Below are 18,441 nucleotides of genomic sequence, written 5' to 3' on the forward strand. Positions count from 1 at the left end.
TATTGTAGATATAGTGAGTTTTTATAATAAGGTTTTTAGTTTTCTTAAATAATCTTTTGTTTTTCTTAAGCCTTCTGATTGATTATTACATATCTCTGGTCTCATATTTTGATCTTGTGCATCCATCTCAGAAGAGCAATCTATAGCATTTTGTTCAAGTAAATATATTTTCCTCTTTTTATTAATTCCCATTCTATATATTAGATTTGCTTCTTTTAGCATATTCATTTGTTCACCAGCTTAAGGTATCGTTTTGCTAAAGAAAAAAGAATTTTCTTTATTAACCATAATCATTATGACATGGTACAGTTAGATTCACAAACACACTCACTGCAAAAAACACATAAGTCTGTATTATTAAATTTATAGCTTCTAAAAGCTCAATGATATCTACAATAACTACTAGAAATAGTCACTTGAAACACTCAAACAAACCCACAAAATCTACTCATACCAGCCCAACAGCACCAGCATAGCCACTACTAAAACCAGTATTTCTAACTTCTAAAAACACCTAGCTTTGCTAATCCATAAATACCTAGATAATCATTGCATATCTTTAGCTAATGCGATGACTAAAATAAGTTCTTCGTTTGTATTTTTTGACTAATACCTTTTGTCACTGTACTACACCAAACCAGTTTGCCAATACCATATAAAATCAAGGTTTTGCCTGTGAGTTCCACCATGATTTTCTATGTTTTGTAATTGGCTGTCCTTCAAGTTGTTGTAACAGTGAAAGCAAAAGGAGCAAAAAATGACAACAAACTACGAGCCTCAAATCTATATTGCATGTTTAGCAAGCTATAACAATGGTATCTTATACGGTAAATGGATTAACGCAAACCAAGATGTTTCTGCTTTAGAAGATGAAATCCAAGAGATTTTAGCAGATTCACCTATGCCAGATGCTGAAGAGTGGGCAATACATGATTATGAAGATTTTGATAATTTAGGTTTGTCAGAGTATGAAAGCTTAGAGACTATTTCTCAAGTAGCTCAAAACATTGTAGAACATGATGAGCTTTTTATAGAAGCTTATAAATATACAAATAGCATTGATGAAGCTATTGAAATGATAAATGATCGTTTCATAGGCTTATATGACTCAGTTGAAGATTATGCAGAAGAAACTACTGATATTTCATCAATTTCAGAATATCTAAGATATTATATCGACTTTCAATCTCTAGCTCGCGATATTGAGTTATCAGGTGATATAACAACCTTTGAAGTTGATAATCAAGTAGCTGTTTTCTTTTAAAAAACTCTTTATCATTTTTACATATAAATTTCTTGCAAATCAATTGTTACATCATTCCTATCATAATAGAATGCTAAATCAGATAAGTATTGATAGTTAAATCTCTGAATAAAATATTTCTTATATCTACTATCTTTAGTATCTTTGCCTTTTTTGGTTTTCACACAATTCATAATATCATTATCATCACCTGTCATTTCTCGATATATAAAAGCATCTATATATTTCAGTAAGTGACCATCATTCCATAAAGTATTAAATTCTTTTATAAATTTTTCATTATTCGTTTTTTTAAGCTCTCTCGGTACACCTATAAGTTTACTAGTATTAGTACCATGTTCTTTTATCATTAGAGCAGCAAGATTGTTGAAAAGGTTTACTTTTTTGCCATGAGGGGCTTTAGATGCTCTATAAAAAGATTTTTCATAGTTGTTTCCTAGAGGATTTTCACTCCACAATATTTTATGATCTTCTCCAAATACTCGAGCATTCATTGGATTTGTTATTAAAGTTTTGAGAAAAGTACTAAAAGTCTTGTTTAGCATAGTATTTTTTGATTCTCTAATGTTATTTGGTGTTATTGTTTTATCTATCATAGTTCCTAGATGTAGCCATTTTGTATAGGCTAATAACCTATGATGAAGTAATATAAACAAGTCACTAGGTGTTATGTGTGGATATTTATAGTCCTCAAAATTGCCAAATATATCTAACTTATCAAAATCATTTGTATAGTTAATATCTACAGTTATCTCTTTTAGAATAGGAAAATCTTTTTTATCGACATATCTTCCTAGTTTTTTTAATGTATCAACCTTAGACCATGCCGACATTATGTCTATTATATTTGTTTCATCAGTTTCGATAAATAATGTGTCATAAGAGTATTGGTGTAAATTTGAATAGTCAATTTTATTTAGTTTTATATTGCTTATTATAAACCTGTCAGAGTCACTAACTAAGTCCTTAAGAAATGGTTTAAATATGTAGGTATAGTACTTATCACAATTAATCACAAAAAGGCTATAAAAATATGCTTTTAAGTCTTTGTTATCTTTGAACATTAGTGGAATATCATTGCTTTCATCTTCATACAATCTTTTATGCATTAGATTGTTTGTATCAATATGAATATTTGTGAAAAACCAACAAAATATAGCAATAGCATCATTTTTTGTATAATTATGTTCTGCTTTAGATAAGACTTTTAAAATATCCTCAATATATAGATCTATACATTTTTTTGATAGTGTAGGTATAAGCTGTTCAGTCAATTCTGCGAGTTTTTTAATTTCTGACATAAAAATCCTTAATTTCTTTGTTTTAATGATTTATTTTGCTCACATTAAAATATATCAAAATAAATCAAGATAATTAAATCACTTGGGTTTTAATTAGTCAACACGCAAATATAACAAAATAAAGTTGAGTAAAATAGGTGTGTAGGTATAATATTGTAATACATAAGAATAGAACGTATAGAATGAGACAAAAGTTAGATAGTGTTGCCAAAATATTTATAGGTGTTGCAACTGCTCGTTATAAATATAATCCTTCAAAAGGTAAAGAAGACAAGAGGAGTTATTTGTTATTTAGTCAAAATATGCTGAGCGATACTGGTATTCTTCAAAAGTATCAACCGGATACATTTATTGCAAGTAAAGATCTATCTTTTAGTTGTACACAAGAGGGTGATATAATTTTTGGGCTTAGAAAGCCAAATAGTGCTGTATATATTGATAAAAATCATACAAATCTTCTTGTGCAGTCTTATATGGCTATAATACGCTGCAATACTGATATTATTTTGCCTGAGTATTTAGCTTTCAGATTGAATACTTCAGATATACAAAATCAATTACAAAAAGATATTCAAGGTGGTACAGCAATTCAACTTTTAAAAATCCAAAGCTTAAAAGAAGTAGTGATTGATATACCAAATATTGAAAAGCAAAAACAACTTATATCGGTACTAAAAACAGGCTATAGTGAAATACAAGTACTAGAGCAAATAATCCAACATAAACAACAGCTTTTAAAATCAATAATATAGTAAGGGGATAGCCATGCAAAAAACAACACAAAAAGAGATTAATCAAATAGTTTGGAATGCTTGCGATACATTTAGAGGAACACTAAACCCAGATGGTTATAAAGACTATATTCTTAGCATGCTATTTGTGAAATATCTATCAGATTTCTACAAAGAGAAAAAAGAGCAGTTATCACAAAGATATAATGGTGATGAAAAAATGATAGAAAGAGCTCTCTCTAGAGAAAAGTTTAGATTAGATGATAGTTGTACTTTTGATTATCTATTAGCTAATAAAGATAAAGAAAATCTCGGTGAAATTATCAATGCTGCTCTAGATAGAATAGAGGAAGATAACCCACAAAAACTAACTGGTATATTTAGAGGCGTTGATTTTAACGATGCTAAAAGTCTAGGTGATACTAAAGACAGAAATAGCATACTAAAAAACCTACTAAAAGATTTTAATAACCCTAAACTAGATCTATCACCGAGTAAATTAGAGGGCAACGATGTCATTGGCGATAGTTATGAGTATCTGATTGCTAACTTTGCGAGTGATTCGGGTAAAAAAGGTGGTGAATTTTTTACACCTAGCCAAGTATCATCATTGTTAGCTATGCTAGTACAAGCAAAAGAGGGTGATGAGATCTATGACCCTACTTGTGGCTCAGGCTCTTTATTGATAAAAGCAGCTAAAGAAATTGGCTCTAACAACTTTGCAATCTATGGGCAAGAGCGAAATAGCACTACTCATTCACTATGTCGTATGAATATGTTTTTGCATGATATAAATGATGCAAATATCCAACATGGCGATACGATTAGAAATCCACGTATTTTAGAAAATGATAAGCTTAAAAAGTTCGATGTAGTTGTTGCTAACCCACCATTTAGTTTGGATAAATGGGGCGCGGATGATGTTACTAGTGATGTGTATAGCCGTTTTGAGTTTGGTATACCGCCAAAGTCAAAAGGTGACTATGCTTTTATCCAGCACATGTTAGCTAGTCTAAATGAGTCTGGTCGTATGGCTGTGGTTGTGCCTCATGGAGTGCTATTCCGTGGTGCCGCAGAGGGCAAAATTAGACAGCAGATTATAGATAATAATCTCTTAGATGCTGTGATAGGCTTACCAAGTAATCTTTTCTTTGGCACTTCGATACCTGCTTGTATTATGGTATTCAAAAAGCAAAAAGATAGTAATGATGTGCTATTTATAGATGCTAGTAATGAGTTTGAAAAAGGCAAAAACCAAAACAAACTAACAGATGATAATATCAAAAAGATATTTGATACTTATAAGTCTAGAGAAAGCTTAGAAAAATATAGCCATGTTGCGAGTTTAGAAGAAATCAAAGAAAATGACTACAACCTAAATATCCCTAGATATGTAGATACTTTTGAGGAAGAAGAGCCTGTAGATATCGAGGCGACTAAGCAAACTATAGCAGAGCTAGAAGCAAAGAGAGAAGAATTGAAAACTAAAATGGCTGAGTATTTGGAAGAGTTGGGTGTTTAAAACTACCCCGTCAGTCTAGCGACTGCCACCCCTTCACTGAGCGAAGGGGAATTACTAAAATAATATTGTCATACTACGACTTGATCGTAGTATCCATAGACAAAATTAGGAAATAGACATAAAAAATGGATTCTATGGTCAAGCCATAGAATGACAGATTAGAAATAGGGGAATTGCTTCCATCGCTTACCAAGGGTAGTGATGGATAGCTTAGTTAAATCTTATTATAGTAGACTATAATAAAACTACAAGGAAATAAGCAGTGAAAAATAAAAATATAATGATAGTTTTAGCGGTATTTTTTGATTTGTTTTTGAGTTTTCTTTTTATAAGTTTTGAGGGGTGTGCTGACAATAATGTAGTGTTGTGCGTTATGACTTGTAGTTTAGCTATGACTTATGTTTTGAAAAAGCCATTTTTGAGTTTGAGACATACAAAGAGATTTATATTTCTCAATACGGCAATGTTTGTATCATTTTTATTTTTAATGAAGCTTGCAGTTAATATAGGAGGTTACGCTTTTGTCAAGCTAGAGATTTTCCTATTCTTTATAGGTATGATTTTTTTCTTTTTGCCAATTTTATCTTTAAAAGATTTGATAAAAAAAGATTTTGGTGTTGCCTTATTTATTAGTGAAGAGCTTCAAAAAAGAGGTTTTTTGATTAGCGGTATTTTTGAAATGTTGGCATTCAAAAATTTTGGTTTAGTGCTTAGGATAGCTGAGCAAACAACTGATAAAATACTTAAATTTGGAAAACAAAATGCAAAATACAAAATCTAAAAATTCCCCTTCAAGGGTTGAAGGGGTGGGCTGTGAAACAGCTCGGGGTAGTGCGAACCTATAAAAAATAGTCATACCCGCGAAGGCGGGTATCTTTAGATTGTAGCTAAAAATTAGGAGATTCCCACCTGCGTGGGAATGACTAAAAAAGAGAGAATAATATGAACAAAGATGCAGAATCTAAAAAAGTCCCTAAACTAAGATTTAAAGAGTTTAGTGGTGAGTGGGTAGAAAAAAAGCTTGGTGATGTATCTGCTTTTTCTAAGGGAAAAGGTATATCAAAAAATGATATTTCCGAAAATGGTATTGAATGTATAAGATATGGAGAACTGTATACAAAATATAGTGAAACCATTAATGAAATACATTCTAAAACAAATTTGCGTATTGATGATTTAGTTTTAAGTAAAAGTGGAGATATAATCATTCCAGCATCTGGAGAAACTGCTATTGACATTGCTACAGCATCATGTGTCATGAAAGATAATGTAGCTCTTAGTGGTGATATTAATATAATAAGAACACTTCAAAATGGTGTGTATTTATCTTATTATTTGAATAATTCTAAAAAGTATGAAATAGCTAGGTTATCTCAAGGTATATCGGTTATCCATTTATATTCCTCGCAGCTTAAAACTTTAAAAATCAACCTCCCAACCCTCCCAGAACAACAAAAAATAGCCGACTGCCTTAGCACATGGGATGATTCAATTGAAAATTTAAAATCACTAGTTGAAAATAAAAAACTCTACAAAAAAGGCATGATGCAGAAGCTTTTTAGCCAAGAAGTTCGCTTTAAAGATGATGATGGTAGCGACTACCCTGAGTGGGTGGAGAAGAATGTAACAAGTATAGCAAAAACATCTATTGGCTTAGTTACAACTATGACTACTTCATATGTAGAAGATGGAGTATATCTTATTAGAAATTCTGATATAAAACCTAATAAGATAAATATAAAAAAATTAATAAATTTAGATTTTGCTTTTGATGAAAAAAATAAAACTAGAAGGCTTCAGAAAAATGATGTTGTAACAGTTCATACTGGAGACATTGGTGTTTCAGCAGTTATATCTAGTAAACTGGATGGGGCTCAAGGATTTGCAACATTAAACACTAGAATAAAAAATACTAATGAGATTTCACCAGATTATTTATGTTGGTATTACAACTCAGAAAAGAATATTAAATATGCTAAAGCAATGTCTACAGGAGATGGTAGGAGTAATTATAATTTAAAAGATTTCAATAAGGCAATAATACCTGTACCATGCCTAGCAGAACAAACTAAAATAGCTAACTTTTTATCTGCTCTTGATGATGAGATAGAGCTATTAGAGCAGGAGCTAGAGCAGTTACAGCTTCAGAAAAAAGGACTAATGCAGGGGATGTTTGTGTGATGAGTGATAATATTAAATTTGAAGTAGATCAATCGGATGTTCTGAATGTTAGCAATAAAATCCCTATAGAGAAAATATATGATCATAACATTAATATTTTAATAGGTTCAGGAGCGTCTTTTGGGTTGTTTCCAACTTTAGCTATAGCTTTAGATAATGGGAGTCATACTATTGAAACTCTAGCAACTAAATTTGATGCAGATGAAAAAAGAGATTTAAAGACATTATTGTTTATGCACTACTATAAGGAATGTATAAAACCAGTAGCAGATTTTAACTTAGATGATTGTAGTACAGGTGATCAAAAAAAAGTTATAGAAAACTATAAGACTTTTCTAAACACTTTATTAACTCTTCTGGGTCGAAAGAATAATAAAAAAATAAATTTATTTACAACTAATTATGATGGTTGCTTGCCTTTGGTTGCTAATGAATTACTCAAAGAAAGAGAGTTTATCATAAATGATGGAACATTAGGGTTTCAAAAAAAGTATTTAAAAGCCAGTAATTTTAATATCTTTAGCAGTAAAACAGGAGTTTTTGACCAGTACAAGGTCGATATACCACAAATTAATCTTATTAATTTGCATGGCTCTATTTATTGGAGTAAAGAAAAAGAAAGTATTACTGTTGATTATATTAAAACTCATCAAGAAATAAGTGTTTGTAATGATTTACAAGCATTTAGCAATATTCTTACTGATGAAAGTAAAAAAATATCTGATGTTGAAAGTTATACTTATCAAGACTGTAGTTGTGATAGCGAGAGTTTTTGGCAAGAATATAATAATCTACCAATTGTAAACCCAACTAAATGGAAATTTCACGAGACTGTTTTTGAAGAACACTATTATCAAATGCTTAGGCTAATGAGCTATGAGTTAGAGAAACCATCATGTGTACTTATAACTTTTGGCTTCTCTTTCGCTGATGAGCATATAGAAAATTTAGTTAAAAGATCACTTTCTAATCCAAATCTACAAGTATTTATATGTTGTTTTAATGATAAAGAAAAAGAGAATATGAAAGAGAAGTTTTCTCAGTATCAGAATGTTAAATATATTTGTGCTGATGAGGAAATTTTAGATTTTACTAAATTTAATAGTGAAATTTTCTCAATTGGAGACTCAAATAAATGAGTATAAAAATCGGTGAAGTAATAGCTATTAAGGGTGTGTCTGTATCATTCAAAGTATATGAAGAATCTAATAAAGAAGTTTTATTTCATAATGGTGAAGAGCTTAGAGGGTTATCTATAAGAGAATATATTCTGATATATAGAGGATTTAAAAAAATAGTATGTATGGTTGAAGGCGAATATCTTGATGAGTCTCGTGTAGAAAACGAAGGCAATAAAACCACATACATACGAAAAGTAGATGCTAAGCCAGTTGGTTACTTTGATGTTGATGGTACATTTGTTAAAGGTATCAAATATCTACCTATGATAAAAGATAGCGTATATTTAGCTTCAGATACTCAAATCAAAAATATTTTTTCTATAAACTCTGATGAGAATTTTAAAATAGGAAATCTTTTAAAAGAAGAAATACCTATTTCATTACCATGGTATAAATTGTTCAATACTCATATAGGTGTCTTTGGTAATACAGGAAGTGGTAAATCAAACACACTTACAAAATTATATACAGAATTATTTGATAAAAAAATTGACTTTATAAAAGATAAAAGTAATTTTTTAATTATTGATTTCAATGGTGAGTATACCAATGATCAGTTTGTTGATTCTAATAATAAAAATGTCATTAATTTGAATACACGAGTTAAAGATAGTGGTGAGAAATTAACAGTTAATGATAAAGATATTTGGAATACTGAAATATTATCTCTATTATTTCAAGCAACTAGAAGCACGCAAACACCTTTTATTAATAGAGTAGTATCGGGCAAAGAAAAGTATGCAACAAATAATGATAGTCTAAAGAACTACATAAAAACTACTATCAAAAAAGCGTTTACAACATCAAGTCAACACAAAGACACTAAAGAGCTTATTATACAAGTTTTGGAAACTTTAGAGTGCAGTGAAGAAGATGTAATATCTAAATTTAGAGCTATATTATGGCACGGTAATCAGGATAAATTTTATATAAAACCCAGTACATATTTTGACGGAGGAGAAGAGTGTCCTACTTATTCAGAAAAAATAAATGATAAAGTTGAATCAATAACTTGTGACAAAGTAGACTTTTTTAAAGAGTTACAAATTAGAATAAATTTACAGCTTATTAACGACTTAATTCATGGATATGTTCAATTCGATCACATACAACCACTTTTAAAAAGAATAGAATCTTCTATAAATTCATTAGAAAAAGTTTTAAATGTTATTTCAAATGATGATACTAGTGAGAATGAGAACAAATTACTGTCAGTGATTTCATTTAGAAATTGTAATCAAGAGATAAAGAAAATATTACCTTTAATCATAGCAAAACAGTACTATGAAGCACATAAGAAAAATAATCCTAACTCACCGCCAGATACAACATTTCATCTTATTATAGATGAAGCTCATAACATTTTATCAGAGCAATCATCAAGAGAGCATGAGATATGGAAAGATTACAGGTTAGAGGTTTTTGAGGAAATAATCAAAGAAGGTCGAAAGTATGGTTTTTTCTTAACTATATCTAGCCAAAGACCAGCAGATATATCTGCCACGATAATGTCACAAATACATAATTTCTTCATACATAGGTTAGTTAATGATAGAGATCTGTTTTTATTAGATAATACTATTAGTACATTAGATAATTTATCAAAAAAAATGATACATAATTTGTCTAAAGGTAGTTGTGTTGTTACAGGAGTATCTTTTGATATTCCATTACTTTTGCAAGTAGAAAAACTCAACATAGAAAAGCAACCTGATAGCCAAGATATAGATTTAAATAAATTGTGGAGTAAAAATGATCAATAACCTACAAAAGAAAAGATTTCGGCTATTTTTTAGTAAACTAGGCTATGAGTTTGATAATAAATTTGTAAAACAATTATTTAGATGTTATTCTTTACTTAACATATCTCCCTCACCTCTTCACAATGTGCAAAGCAGGGAGATTTTTTTATGACAAGTTCATTTTCAAAAAAACATCTTGATTATCCATTACAAATAGAGCTTTTAGAATCAAGAAATTTAGATATTTTAGACCATAATTTTGCTATTAAAAAACTAAAGAATCTAAACTACTACCGTTTGACTCCATATTTTTATCCTTTTTTTGAAAAAAAAGATTATTTTAAAGATGGTTCTACTTTTGAGAAAATCATCAACTTATATGATTTTGATAGAGAGCTTAGAACTCTGGTTTTTAAAAATATTGAAACTATAGAAGTTTATATACGAGCTAAATTATCTTTTGCTGTATCGAAGTTTAAAGGAGCTTTTGGCTATCTAGATAAATCATCATTAAACTATAAATATCAAGATAGGCATGAAAAGCTATTAGATGATATTAATAAAGAAGTTTCTAGATCTAAAGAAGTATTTGTAGAAAAATATATTAATGAGATTGGTTATTTACCAGTATGGGCAATGGTCGAGGTTATTTCTATGGGTAGTTTATCTATGCTTTATTCTTATTTAGATGATGAGATTCGAAAAGACATAGTTAAAGATTTAGGTCAAAAAACTTTTATTTTACAAAGCTGGCTGCATACGCTTACATATATTCGCAATATTTGTGCTCATCATAGCAGACTATGGAATAGAGACTTAGCTATTGAGCCAATAGTTCCTAGGAAAAATAAAAAGTTTAGTAGAATAAATAACAAGAAAATATTTTTTATACTTGTGATTATTAATGAGCTATATACTCAAATCGATATAGAACAAAATACATTACTCAATGATATAACTATCCTATTTGAGAAATATAAAGATATAAATATTAGAGCCATGGGATTTCCAATAGATTGGCAAAACTATTTTATAAAGGTTCCGAGATAATGAACAATAACTTACCACCTAACACATCCGAAAATTCACTTCAACAAAAAAGCCTTAAGCTTCTACAAAAGCTAGGCTATGAGCTGATAACCAAAGAGCAAAATCGTGAGTTTAGGAATAACAATCTAAACGATGTGATTCTTAAAGATATTGCTGCAAAACAATTAGCTAAGATAAATAGCTATACTTACAAGGGCGAGGTGTTTGAGTTTTCAAAAGCTGATATTGAGCGACAAATTTATAATCTTAATACTTTAGCAGCTGGCGGGTTGCTTGCTACTAACAAGAAAATCACCGAGAATTTTTTACATGCGCCATCAGTAGAGCAAAATTTGCCTGATGATTCTAAGAAAAGTTTTAGCTTTAAGTTTATAGATTTTGATTATTTTGAAAATAATGTTTTCCACGTTACAGAAGAGTTTTCTGTAGAGAGAAATGTCAAAACAGAAGCCGAGAAAACTCGCCGTGCTGATATTGTACTATTTATAAATGGCTTTCCTATAGTCGTTATTGAGCTCAAAAAATCAGATGTAGAAGTTTCTAAGGGAATATCGCAACTTATTGAATATCAAGCAGATAAAGAAATCCCGAAACTTTTTGAGTTTGCCCAACTTCTAATCGCTGCAAATAACCATAGCCCACAATATGCTACTACTGGCTCACCTGCTAAGTATTTCTTGACTTGGAAAGAGGAAGATCAAGCCCTGATACAGCAGTTAGATAGCCTAGTTACCAATAGACAACCTAGCAATTTGGATAGTTTACTAATGTCGCTATGCTCAAAATCTCGCTTGATAGAGATGTTTAGGTTTTTTATTTTATTTGACAACAATATAAAAAAAATAGCTCGCTATCAGCAGTATTATGCAATTAGTGCAATTATAGGGAGTATTTCTCATTATGAGGGAGCTAGTCGCAAAGGTGGTTTGATTTGGCATACTCAAGGCTCAGGCAAATCTTTAACTATGGTAATGGCTACAATGTATCTACAGAAAAAAATCGAAAATGCTAGAGTTGTAGTGGTTACAGATAGAAAAGATTTAGATAAGCAAATATCTGATACTTTTAAAAATTCAGAAGTTGAAGTTGTCAAAGCTACTACTGGTAGAAATTTAATAGATGAGCTAGAAAATGGTACAAGTGTTATAACCTCAACTATCCATAAATTTGAAACAGCAGTTAAACAAAATTGTAAGCTAGAGAGCAGTAACATCTTCATACTAGTAGATGAATCTCACCGTAGCCAAAGTGGCGATTTTCACCGTGCGATGAAAAAGGTTTTTGTAAATGGTTGTTATATTGGTTTTACAGGTACACCACTACTAAAATCGCAAAAAAGCGATGGCTCAATCACTAAATTTAATGGACTAATCCATAAATATACCATTGACCAAGCTATCAAGGATAAAGCAGTATTACCACTACTTTATGAGGCTAGAATGGTTGACCAATGGATAACTGATGAGGCAGCTCTTAATAGACGCTTTGCTCGCTATACCAATGATCTAAATGAGGATCAAAAGAAAGATCTAGAACAAAAATGGGTAAGCTTCCGTAATGTTGCATCATCTAAGCAAAGATTAGAGGCGATAGTTTTTGATATCGAAGATCATTTTACAAAAAATATCAGAGGGCAAGGCTTCAAAGCAATGTTTGCTACAAATAGTAAGGTTGAAGCTGTCCGTTTTAAAAAACTTTTTGATGAGAGTGGTTTGATAAACTCAGCGGTATCATTATCAGCTCCAGATGTTAAAGAAGGTAACACTGATGTAAATGATACAAAAAAAGAAGTCCAAGCATTTTGGAAAGATATGTTGGCAAAATATGGTTCTGAAAAGGCTTACAATGATTATATAGATGCCGAGTTTAAAGCTGATGATGGTGATATCGAACTATTGATAGTAGTCGATAAACTTTTGACAGGTTTTGATGCTCCTATTGCTCAAGTGCTATATATCGATAAAGAGCTAAAAGATCATACACTTTTGCAAGCTATAGCTAGAGTAAATAGGCTATACGAAGGTAAAGATTATGGCTTGATTGTCGACTATCGTGGGCTTTTTGAAAATCTTGACAAAGCTCTAACTTCTTACGGAGCATTAGCAGGGTATGATGAAACAGATGTGACAGGGACTTTTGCAGATGTAAAAAATGAGCTTCAAAAGCTCAAAACTAGCTTTAGTCAGCTACAAGATATATTTAAATCTATATCTCATAAAAATGACCAAGAAAGCTATGAAGTTTATTTAGATAGCAAAGAAAAACGCCAAGAATTTTATAAATCTTTGAATACCTTTGCTAGAGATTTAGCTTTTTCATTAGGCTGTGATTTTGTCAATAATATCTATAGTGAAGATGATTTATCGACCTTTAAAAAATGGCTTAGATTCTACAACACTCTAAGAAAATCATTAAGGATTAGATATGCTGAGAGTGTCGATTTTGCTCAATATGAGCAGAGAATGCAGAGCCTACTAGATACATATATCGGCACAGAGGGTGAGGTTTTTCAGCTAAGTGCTACGGTTGATATGTTTTCACCAGACTTTAAAAATGAAGTAGAAAATCTAACATCAGATCGAGCAAGAGCCGATGCTATTATTAGCGCTACTACAAAATACGCCAAAGAAAAACGTGAAGTAAACCCTGCTTTTTATGACAGGATAGCTGAGAAAATCAAAGAGATAATCCAACAGTATAAAGAAAAAAGGCTATCTGAAAGAGAGTTTTTATCAGAGGCTCAAGGTGTTTATGCTAAAGTTAAACAGCATAATGAGGCAGTACTGGCTAGCTATCCTAGTCAAATTAGTAGCAAACCCAAGCAGTCTTTTTATGATTCTCTAAAAAGTTATTTTGAAGCTAGCTCAGAAGATAGATTTATACAAATAGTCTGCTATATTGATGAGGTTTTTGCAAAATATATCAAAAAACCTAACTGGAAAAATAATATTGATGTCAAAAATGAAATTGAGCAAGAGCTCGATGATTATCTTTTTGATGAAGATATTAAAGTTATTAGCTTAGATGATTTCTTGCAAAAAACTTATGAATTAGGTATCAATAACTATGATTGATTATGACTACAATGTAGTTTATAAAGATGTCAAAGATATAACTGTTAAAGTTAAGCCTAATCTGACAGTTGAGTTAGTAGCTCCCTATGATACATCAGAACAGCATATTATTAAGATTTTGCAAAAAAGAGATTTATGGGTACATAAAAATCTAGATATTTTTAGACAGGCTCAACAATCAGAGAGAAAACTAGTAAGCGGTGAAGACTTTATATATCTAGGTAGAAGATATCGTTTGAAAGTAATCCTTTCTGAGACAAATAAAGCAGTTTTGAAAAATGGCTATATGAACCTATATTGTAAAGATACGCAAGATAGTGAGTTTAAAAATTCAATCATAGAAGATTTTTATAAGACTAAAGCACAAGAGCATTTTCAAAAAGTTATAAATAAGTTTAGGGATTTTTATAGTGAAGATGTTATTTTTAGAATTAGAAAAATGAAAACTCGCTGGGGATCTTGTAATCCTGTTAAAGGATATATAAATCTAAATCAAGAGTTAATCAAGAAACCTAAAAAAGCTATTGAGTATGTAGTATTTCATGAAATAGCTCATCTTAAGCATCACAATCATGATAATAGTTTTTATAATTATTTATCAGCATATATGCCAGATTGGCGAGATATTAAATATAGACTAGATCATCATGTTTAATTTGATTTAATATCATCAAGTGCATTTACAAATAGCAAATAGCAATCAAAATCTGAACTAAAACATCACGACAAAATAATATTTTTGATTGAGTTTTAAGTTCATTTATTACTTTTGTCAAAGTAAGTAAATAATCAAGCAGATTTATCAAGCTATCAAATAAACCCCAAAGGCTAGAGTTTCTCAATATCGTCCGCCCTTAGCTGTAAGCAGGGCGTTAGACAGAGCCGATATTTGATTAACTCTTCGCCGCTTCCCCAAGAATTTGGGGAATGCTCAGCCCACCGTCTGCGCTACGCTTGACCAACGAGTTTCACACGATGGACTAAAGCCGAGCAAAGCACCCTGTCGCAGGCTAAGGGCACAGTAACAAGTTTGCTAGTCTAAGTCCCTCCCGTTTCACTGGTAAAACCCGTTGGTCAACCCTATCGGGCCGACGGTGGGCAATGCGTAATGCTTCGCATGATTAATACTTAGAAACGCTATTGTAAAAGATTTATATAGCCTCAGGGCTATCTAAATCAACTAGCGTTTCAGAAAAGAATTTTAAAAAATATATTATTACTAATATTCAGTAATTTATTTTTAGTAAGTGTGTTCTGATGGATGAAATATTGATACTTTATTATCAGGTCTTAAATTATGTAAGAATATTTTTCTTAGATCTTAGAAACTAATATAAGCATTTTAAGTAAAATTTTTTAGTAGGGTATATAGTAGGGTAGAAACAAAAAAGCCCGCTACAAAGTAGACAGGCTCTATGTTCATGGCGGAGAAAGAGGGATTCGAACCCCCGGACCTGTTACAGTCAACGGTTTTCAAGACCGCCGCTTTCGACCACTCAGCCATTTCTCCGAACTAATGTGGTATATTATACAATTATTTATTTGCTTTGCAATACTGTTTTATGAAAAACTAAGACTTTTCTAGCTTTCACAAAAAATATGGGTATATTATCTATAGTAAAGTTATTTATGAGGTAATAATAATGGTAGATTTTTTAGCTAAAAATCAAAACTGGGCAAAGGTCACTCCTTGGGCAGGAATAATTTTTCTTATATTGTTAGTTTCTAATTTTTCGGTGTATGATCCACACTTTTGGGGATTGATAAATATACCTTTGTATCTTTTTCATCAGACAGAAGAGCATTATATCCCAGGTGGGTTTAAAACTTTTATGAATCGTGTTGTGATGAACCTTCCAGAAGGTCAAGAGAAATTAACTGATACTAAAGTGTTTTGGATAAATATTTTGATGGTTTGGTTAGCATTTGCCATTTTTGGGATTTTAAGTTTTATAAATATAGGTTTTGGATTGCTAATTATTATTTTCAGTATTATGAACTGTATGACTCATATTGCGGAAGGTGTTAAACGTAAAAGTTGGAATCCAGGTTTAGTTATGGCAAGCTTGCAGTTTTTAATATCTCTATTTGCAGCATATTATGTTACAGTGCATGGTTTAGATAATCCTGTAGTTTGGTGGTTTGGAACGATATTGTTTTCGATAGTGGCCCATGTATTATTATTCAAACTAGTTATGACAAAAGATTAACTTGTTATTTTAGTTTTAATAATAGACATTACTAAAACTAATCATTATTATTTTCTCTAAAACTTTTTAAATAAAATTGAGAGTAAAATGTCAGATAGTAGATATCAAGTAACTAAAAAAGTTACAATCGTAGGAATGTTTATAAATGCATTACTTGCGATATCCAAAACTTTTATTGGGGTAATAGGGCGCTCACCAGCATTATTTGCTGATGGTATTCACTCATTCTCAGATTTATTAAGTGATGTTATGGTTTTATTTGCAGCTAAATATGCAAATAAAGGTGAAGATCATAATCATCCCTATGGTCATGAAAGATTGGAGACTTTAGCAACCTTAGTTCTTTCGGGTTTATTGATAACTATAGGTTTTATGATTGTATATCATTCTTTAGTAAACCTTATAATAGGAAATTATGCCACTCCAGATAAATTTACAGTTTACGCTGCAATATTTTCAATTTTTGGTAATGAGTTTATATATCAATATACTATGCGAGCAGCTAATAAAATTGATTCGGATATGCTAAGAGCAAATGCTTGGCATAGTCGTTCTGATATGTGGTCTTCAGTTGTAGTTTTGATAGGTTTAGGGGGAGCTCTATATGGATTCCCTTGGATGGATGCAATAGCTGCTTTAGTTGTTTGTTATATGATCGTTAAGATGGGTATTAAGTGGGGATATTCAGCTGTCGCAGAACTTATTGATGAAGGTGTTGATGATGAGACTCGTAAAAATATCAAAAGTATAATAGCAAATACTGAAGGGGTTAATGATTTTCATTATTTAAGAACTAGAAAAATGGCTGGTAAGATAGTATTAGATGTACATGTTTTAGTTAATAAATATAGTACAGCTTCTGAGGGACACTATATTGCAGAGATTGTTAAAAGTAATATTTATCATAATATTGACAATATAAAAGACATAACTGTACATGTTGATGTTACCAATCATGAGGATGGCGTTATAAAATTAGAAAATTTTGAGCCCTCTCGTCATGAAATTTTGACACAAATAAAAGACTTCTTTGCTAGTAATAATCTTAAAGAAGATATTATTTTAGATAAACAAATGGCTATTTACTATTTTGATAATAAAATCGTGGTTGATTTATTTGTAAAAAGATCAAATGATTTAAAAAGATTTTCAGAAAAGTTGAATAAACTTTCTTATAAAGATTATACTATTCATATCAACTTATATTGTCAGTTAACAGATTAATAATGAGAGCAAATTAATGAAAATAAGAAAAGCAGTATTTCCTGTGGCTGGTTGGGGTACTAGGTTTTTACCAGCAACTAAATCTTCTCCTAAAGAAATGCTAACAGTAGTGGATAAACCATTAATACAATATGCTGTCGAAGAAGCTGTTGAAGCAGGCTGTAAAGAGATAATTTTTGTAACTAGCTCAAATAAAAAGTCTTTAGAAGATCATTTTGATAGAAATTTTGAACTTGAATATTCTTTAGAAAAAAAGCAAAAATATGATCTACTTAATATGGTTAAGAATATTGTCCCTAAAGATGTAAGCTTCTTTTTTGTACGTCAACCTGAGGCTCTCGGCTTAGGGCATGCTGTACTATGTGCAAAACCGTTAGTCGGTATTGAAGATTTTGCTGTAATATTACCAGATGATCTTATCTATAATTACGATTGCGGTACAGGTACGCTAAAACAGATGATTAAAGCAGTAGAAGGAACTGATATCAGAGGTTGTATTGCAACTCAGCAGGTGAAAAAAGAAGAAACAGGATCTTATGGAATAGTTGCTAAAAACAATGAAGATTTAATCAAGGCAATTGTAGAAAAACCAGTTCCAGAAAAAGCGCCTTCAACAAATGCCGTAGTTGGTAGATATCTGCTTCCTAATAAAATATTCAAATGCTTAGAGTCAACTTCTGAAGGTGCTGGAGGTGAGATTCAACTGACAGATGCTATTGCTAAACTAATAGAGCAAGATGAAAAGATTCTTTCTTATGAATTTAAGGGTACTAGATATGACTGTGGTAGTAAGTTAGGTTTTTTGATAGCTAACTATGAAATAGCATTACAACATGATGAACTAGGAAAGAAGTTTAAACAATATCTGAAAAATAGATAGTATCTTTAAGTCTAATATTTATATCTAAATACTCACAAATCTTATTTAATATGCTAATATGAAAATTAGTATTAAAAATTT

The 18,441-nt window shown here is 30.9% G+C and carries 15 protein-coding genes and 1 tRNA gene; 13 read left to right on the forward strand and 3 right to left on the reverse strand.

Features of this window, described 5'->3' with window-relative positions; translation table 11 throughout:
- Positions 1–21 precede the first annotated feature (21 nt).
- Positions 22–228 (reverse strand): hypothetical protein, encoded by a 207-nt coding sequence (locus QI37_RS00205; protein WP_012281109.1) that lies wholly within the window; start codon positions 226–228, stop codon positions 22–24.
- A gap of 529 nt (positions 229–757) precedes the next feature.
- Here QI37_RS00205 and QI37_RS00210 point away from each other — a divergent pair.
- Entirely contained in the window at positions 758–1,264 is a 507-nt protein-coding gene (locus tag QI37_RS00210) for an antirestriction protein ArdA (protein ID WP_040007481.1), read from the forward strand.
- A gap of 17 nt (positions 1,265–1,281) precedes the next feature.
- Here the strand turns inward: QI37_RS00210 and QI37_RS00215 are convergent, their stop codons facing one another.
- Positions 1,282–2,565: a hypothetical protein gene (locus QI37_RS00215; RefSeq protein WP_040007483.1), complete on the reverse strand. Its 1,284-nt coding sequence runs from the start codon at positions 2,563–2,565 to the stop codon at positions 1,282–1,284.
- Positions 2,566–2,747: 182 nt separating this feature from the next.
- Between QI37_RS00215 and QI37_RS00220 the strand changes: the two genes are divergently transcribed.
- The 9 genes from QI37_RS00220 to QI37_RS00260 all read left to right on the forward strand — a co-directional run bounded on the left by QI37_RS00220 (position 2,748) and on the right by QI37_RS00260 (position 14,701).
- Positions 2,748–3,317, forward strand: coding sequence for a restriction endonuclease subunit S (locus QI37_RS00220; RefSeq protein WP_040007485.1), 570 nt, complete (start codon positions 2,748–2,750; stop codon positions 3,315–3,317).
- Between the two features lie 13 nt (positions 3,318–3,330).
- Positions 3,331–4,818 (forward strand): type I restriction-modification system subunit M, encoded by a 1,488-nt coding sequence (locus QI37_RS00225; protein WP_040007486.1) that lies wholly within the window; start codon positions 3,331–3,333, stop codon positions 4,816–4,818.
- A 262-nt stretch (positions 4,819–5,080) separates the two neighbouring features.
- Positions 5,081–5,599 carry a hypothetical protein gene (locus tag QI37_RS00230; RefSeq protein WP_040007488.1) on the forward strand — a complete coding sequence of 173 codons (519 nt, stop codon included), beginning with the start codon at positions 5,081–5,083 and terminating at the stop codon, positions 5,597–5,599.
- A 161-nt stretch (positions 5,600–5,760) separates the two neighbouring features.
- Positions 5,761–6,999 (forward strand): restriction endonuclease subunit S, encoded by a 1,239-nt coding sequence (locus QI37_RS00235; RefSeq protein WP_040007490.1) that lies wholly within the window; start codon positions 5,761–5,763, stop codon positions 6,997–6,999.
- On the forward strand, positions 6,999–8,138 hold the full coding sequence (locus tag QI37_RS00240) for an SIR2 family protein (protein ID WP_081946965.1): 1,140 nt from the start codon (positions 6,999–7,001) through the stop codon (positions 8,136–8,138). Before QI37_RS00235 ends, QI37_RS00240 begins: the two co-directional genes overlap by 1 nt.
- The gene (locus QI37_RS00245) at positions 8,135–9,943 is read left to right on the forward strand and encodes an ATP-binding protein (RefSeq protein WP_040007492.1); all 1,809 of its coding nucleotides are present in this window, start codon (positions 8,135–8,137) and stop codon (positions 9,941–9,943) included. The genes QI37_RS00240 and QI37_RS00245 overlap by 4 nt, the downstream gene beginning before the upstream one ends.
- 147 nt (positions 9,944–10,090) lie before the next feature.
- A complete protein-coding gene (locus QI37_RS00250; protein WP_040007494.1) occupies positions 10,091–10,972 on the forward strand; it encodes an Abi family protein in 882 nt (293 codons plus the stop codon).
- A complete protein-coding gene (locus QI37_RS00255) occupies positions 10,972–14,046 on the forward strand; it encodes a type I restriction endonuclease subunit R (RefSeq protein ID WP_040007496.1) in 3,075 nt (1,024 codons plus the stop codon). The genes QI37_RS00250 and QI37_RS00255 overlap by 1 nt, the downstream gene beginning before the upstream one ends.
- A complete protein-coding gene (locus QI37_RS00260; protein WP_040007498.1) occupies positions 14,039–14,701 on the forward strand; it encodes a M48 family metallopeptidase in 663 nt (220 codons plus the stop codon). The genes QI37_RS00255 and QI37_RS00260 overlap by 8 nt, the downstream gene beginning before the upstream one ends.
- Before the next feature lie 767 nt (positions 14,702–15,468).
- Here the strand turns inward: QI37_RS00260 and QI37_RS00265 are convergent.
- Positions 15,469–15,556 (reverse strand) — tRNA-Ser (locus tag QI37_RS00265).
- Positions 15,557–15,686: 130 nt separating this feature from the next.
- On the opposite strand from QI37_RS00265, the gene QI37_RS00270 reads away from it, so the two are divergent.
- The 3 genes from QI37_RS00270 (at position 15,687) to galU (ending at position 18,360) form a co-directional block, all read left to right on the forward strand.
- Positions 15,687–16,256, forward strand: coding sequence for an HXXEE domain-containing protein (locus QI37_RS00270; protein ID WP_144242676.1), 570 nt, complete (start codon positions 15,687–15,689; stop codon positions 16,254–16,256).
- Between the two features lie 87 nt (positions 16,257–16,343).
- A complete protein-coding gene (locus QI37_RS00275) occupies positions 16,344–17,480 on the forward strand; it encodes a cation diffusion facilitator family transporter (RefSeq protein WP_040007502.1) in 1,137 nt (378 codons plus the stop codon).
- A gap of 16 nt (positions 17,481–17,496) precedes the next feature.
- Positions 17,497–18,360, forward strand: coding sequence for a UTP--glucose-1-phosphate uridylyltransferase GalU (gene galU, locus QI37_RS00280; protein ID WP_040007503.1), 864 nt, complete (start codon positions 17,497–17,499; stop codon positions 18,358–18,360).
- Positions 18,361–18,441 lie beyond the last annotated feature (81 nt).

Source organism: Candidatus Francisella endociliophora, from assembly GCF_000764555.1.
In the GTDB taxonomy this organism is placed as follows: Bacteria; Pseudomonadota; Gammaproteobacteria; order Francisellales; family Francisellaceae; genus Francisella; species Francisella endociliophora.

Coding starts and splice junctions, on each gene's coding strand:
- QI37_RS00260 (WP_040007498.1), top strand. CDS start 14,039: ATGATTGATTATGACTACAATGTAGTTTATAAAGATGTCAAAGATATA.
- QI37_RS00245 (WP_040007492.1), top strand. CDS start 8,135: ATGAGTATAAAAATCGGTGAAGTAATAGCTATTAAGGGTGTGTCTGTA.
- QI37_RS00240 (WP_081946965.1), top strand. CDS start 6,999: ATGAGTGATAATATTAAATTTGAAGTAGATCAATCGGATGTTCTGAAT.
- QI37_RS00220 (WP_040007485.1), top strand. CDS start 2,748: ATGAGACAAAAGTTAGATAGTGTTGCCAAAATATTTATAGGTGTTGCA.
- QI37_RS00255 (WP_040007496.1), top strand. CDS start 10,972: ATGAACAATAACTTACCACCTAACACATCCGAAAATTCACTTCAACAA.
- QI37_RS00215 (WP_040007483.1), bottom strand. CDS start 2,565: ATGTCAGAAATTAAAAAACTCGCAGAATTGACTGAACAGCTTATACCT.
- galU (WP_040007503.1), top strand. CDS start 17,497: ATGAAAATAAGAAAAGCAGTATTTCCTGTGGCTGGTTGGGGTACTAGG.
- QI37_RS00210 (WP_040007481.1), top strand. CDS start 758: ATGACAACAAACTACGAGCCTCAAATCTATATTGCATGTTTAGCAAGC.
- QI37_RS00250 (WP_040007494.1), top strand. CDS start 10,091: ATGACAAGTTCATTTTCAAAAAAACATCTTGATTATCCATTACAAATA.
- QI37_RS00225 (WP_040007486.1), top strand. CDS start 3,331: ATGCAAAAAACAACACAAAAAGAGATTAATCAAATAGTTTGGAATGCT.
- QI37_RS00275 (WP_040007502.1), top strand. CDS start 16,344: ATGTCAGATAGTAGATATCAAGTAACTAAAAAAGTTACAATCGTAGGA.
- QI37_RS00235 (WP_040007490.1), top strand. CDS start 5,761: ATGAACAAAGATGCAGAATCTAAAAAAGTCCCTAAACTAAGATTTAAA.
- QI37_RS00205 (WP_012281109.1), bottom strand. CDS start 228: ATGAATATGCTAAAAGAAGCAAATCTAATATATAGAATGGGAATTAAT.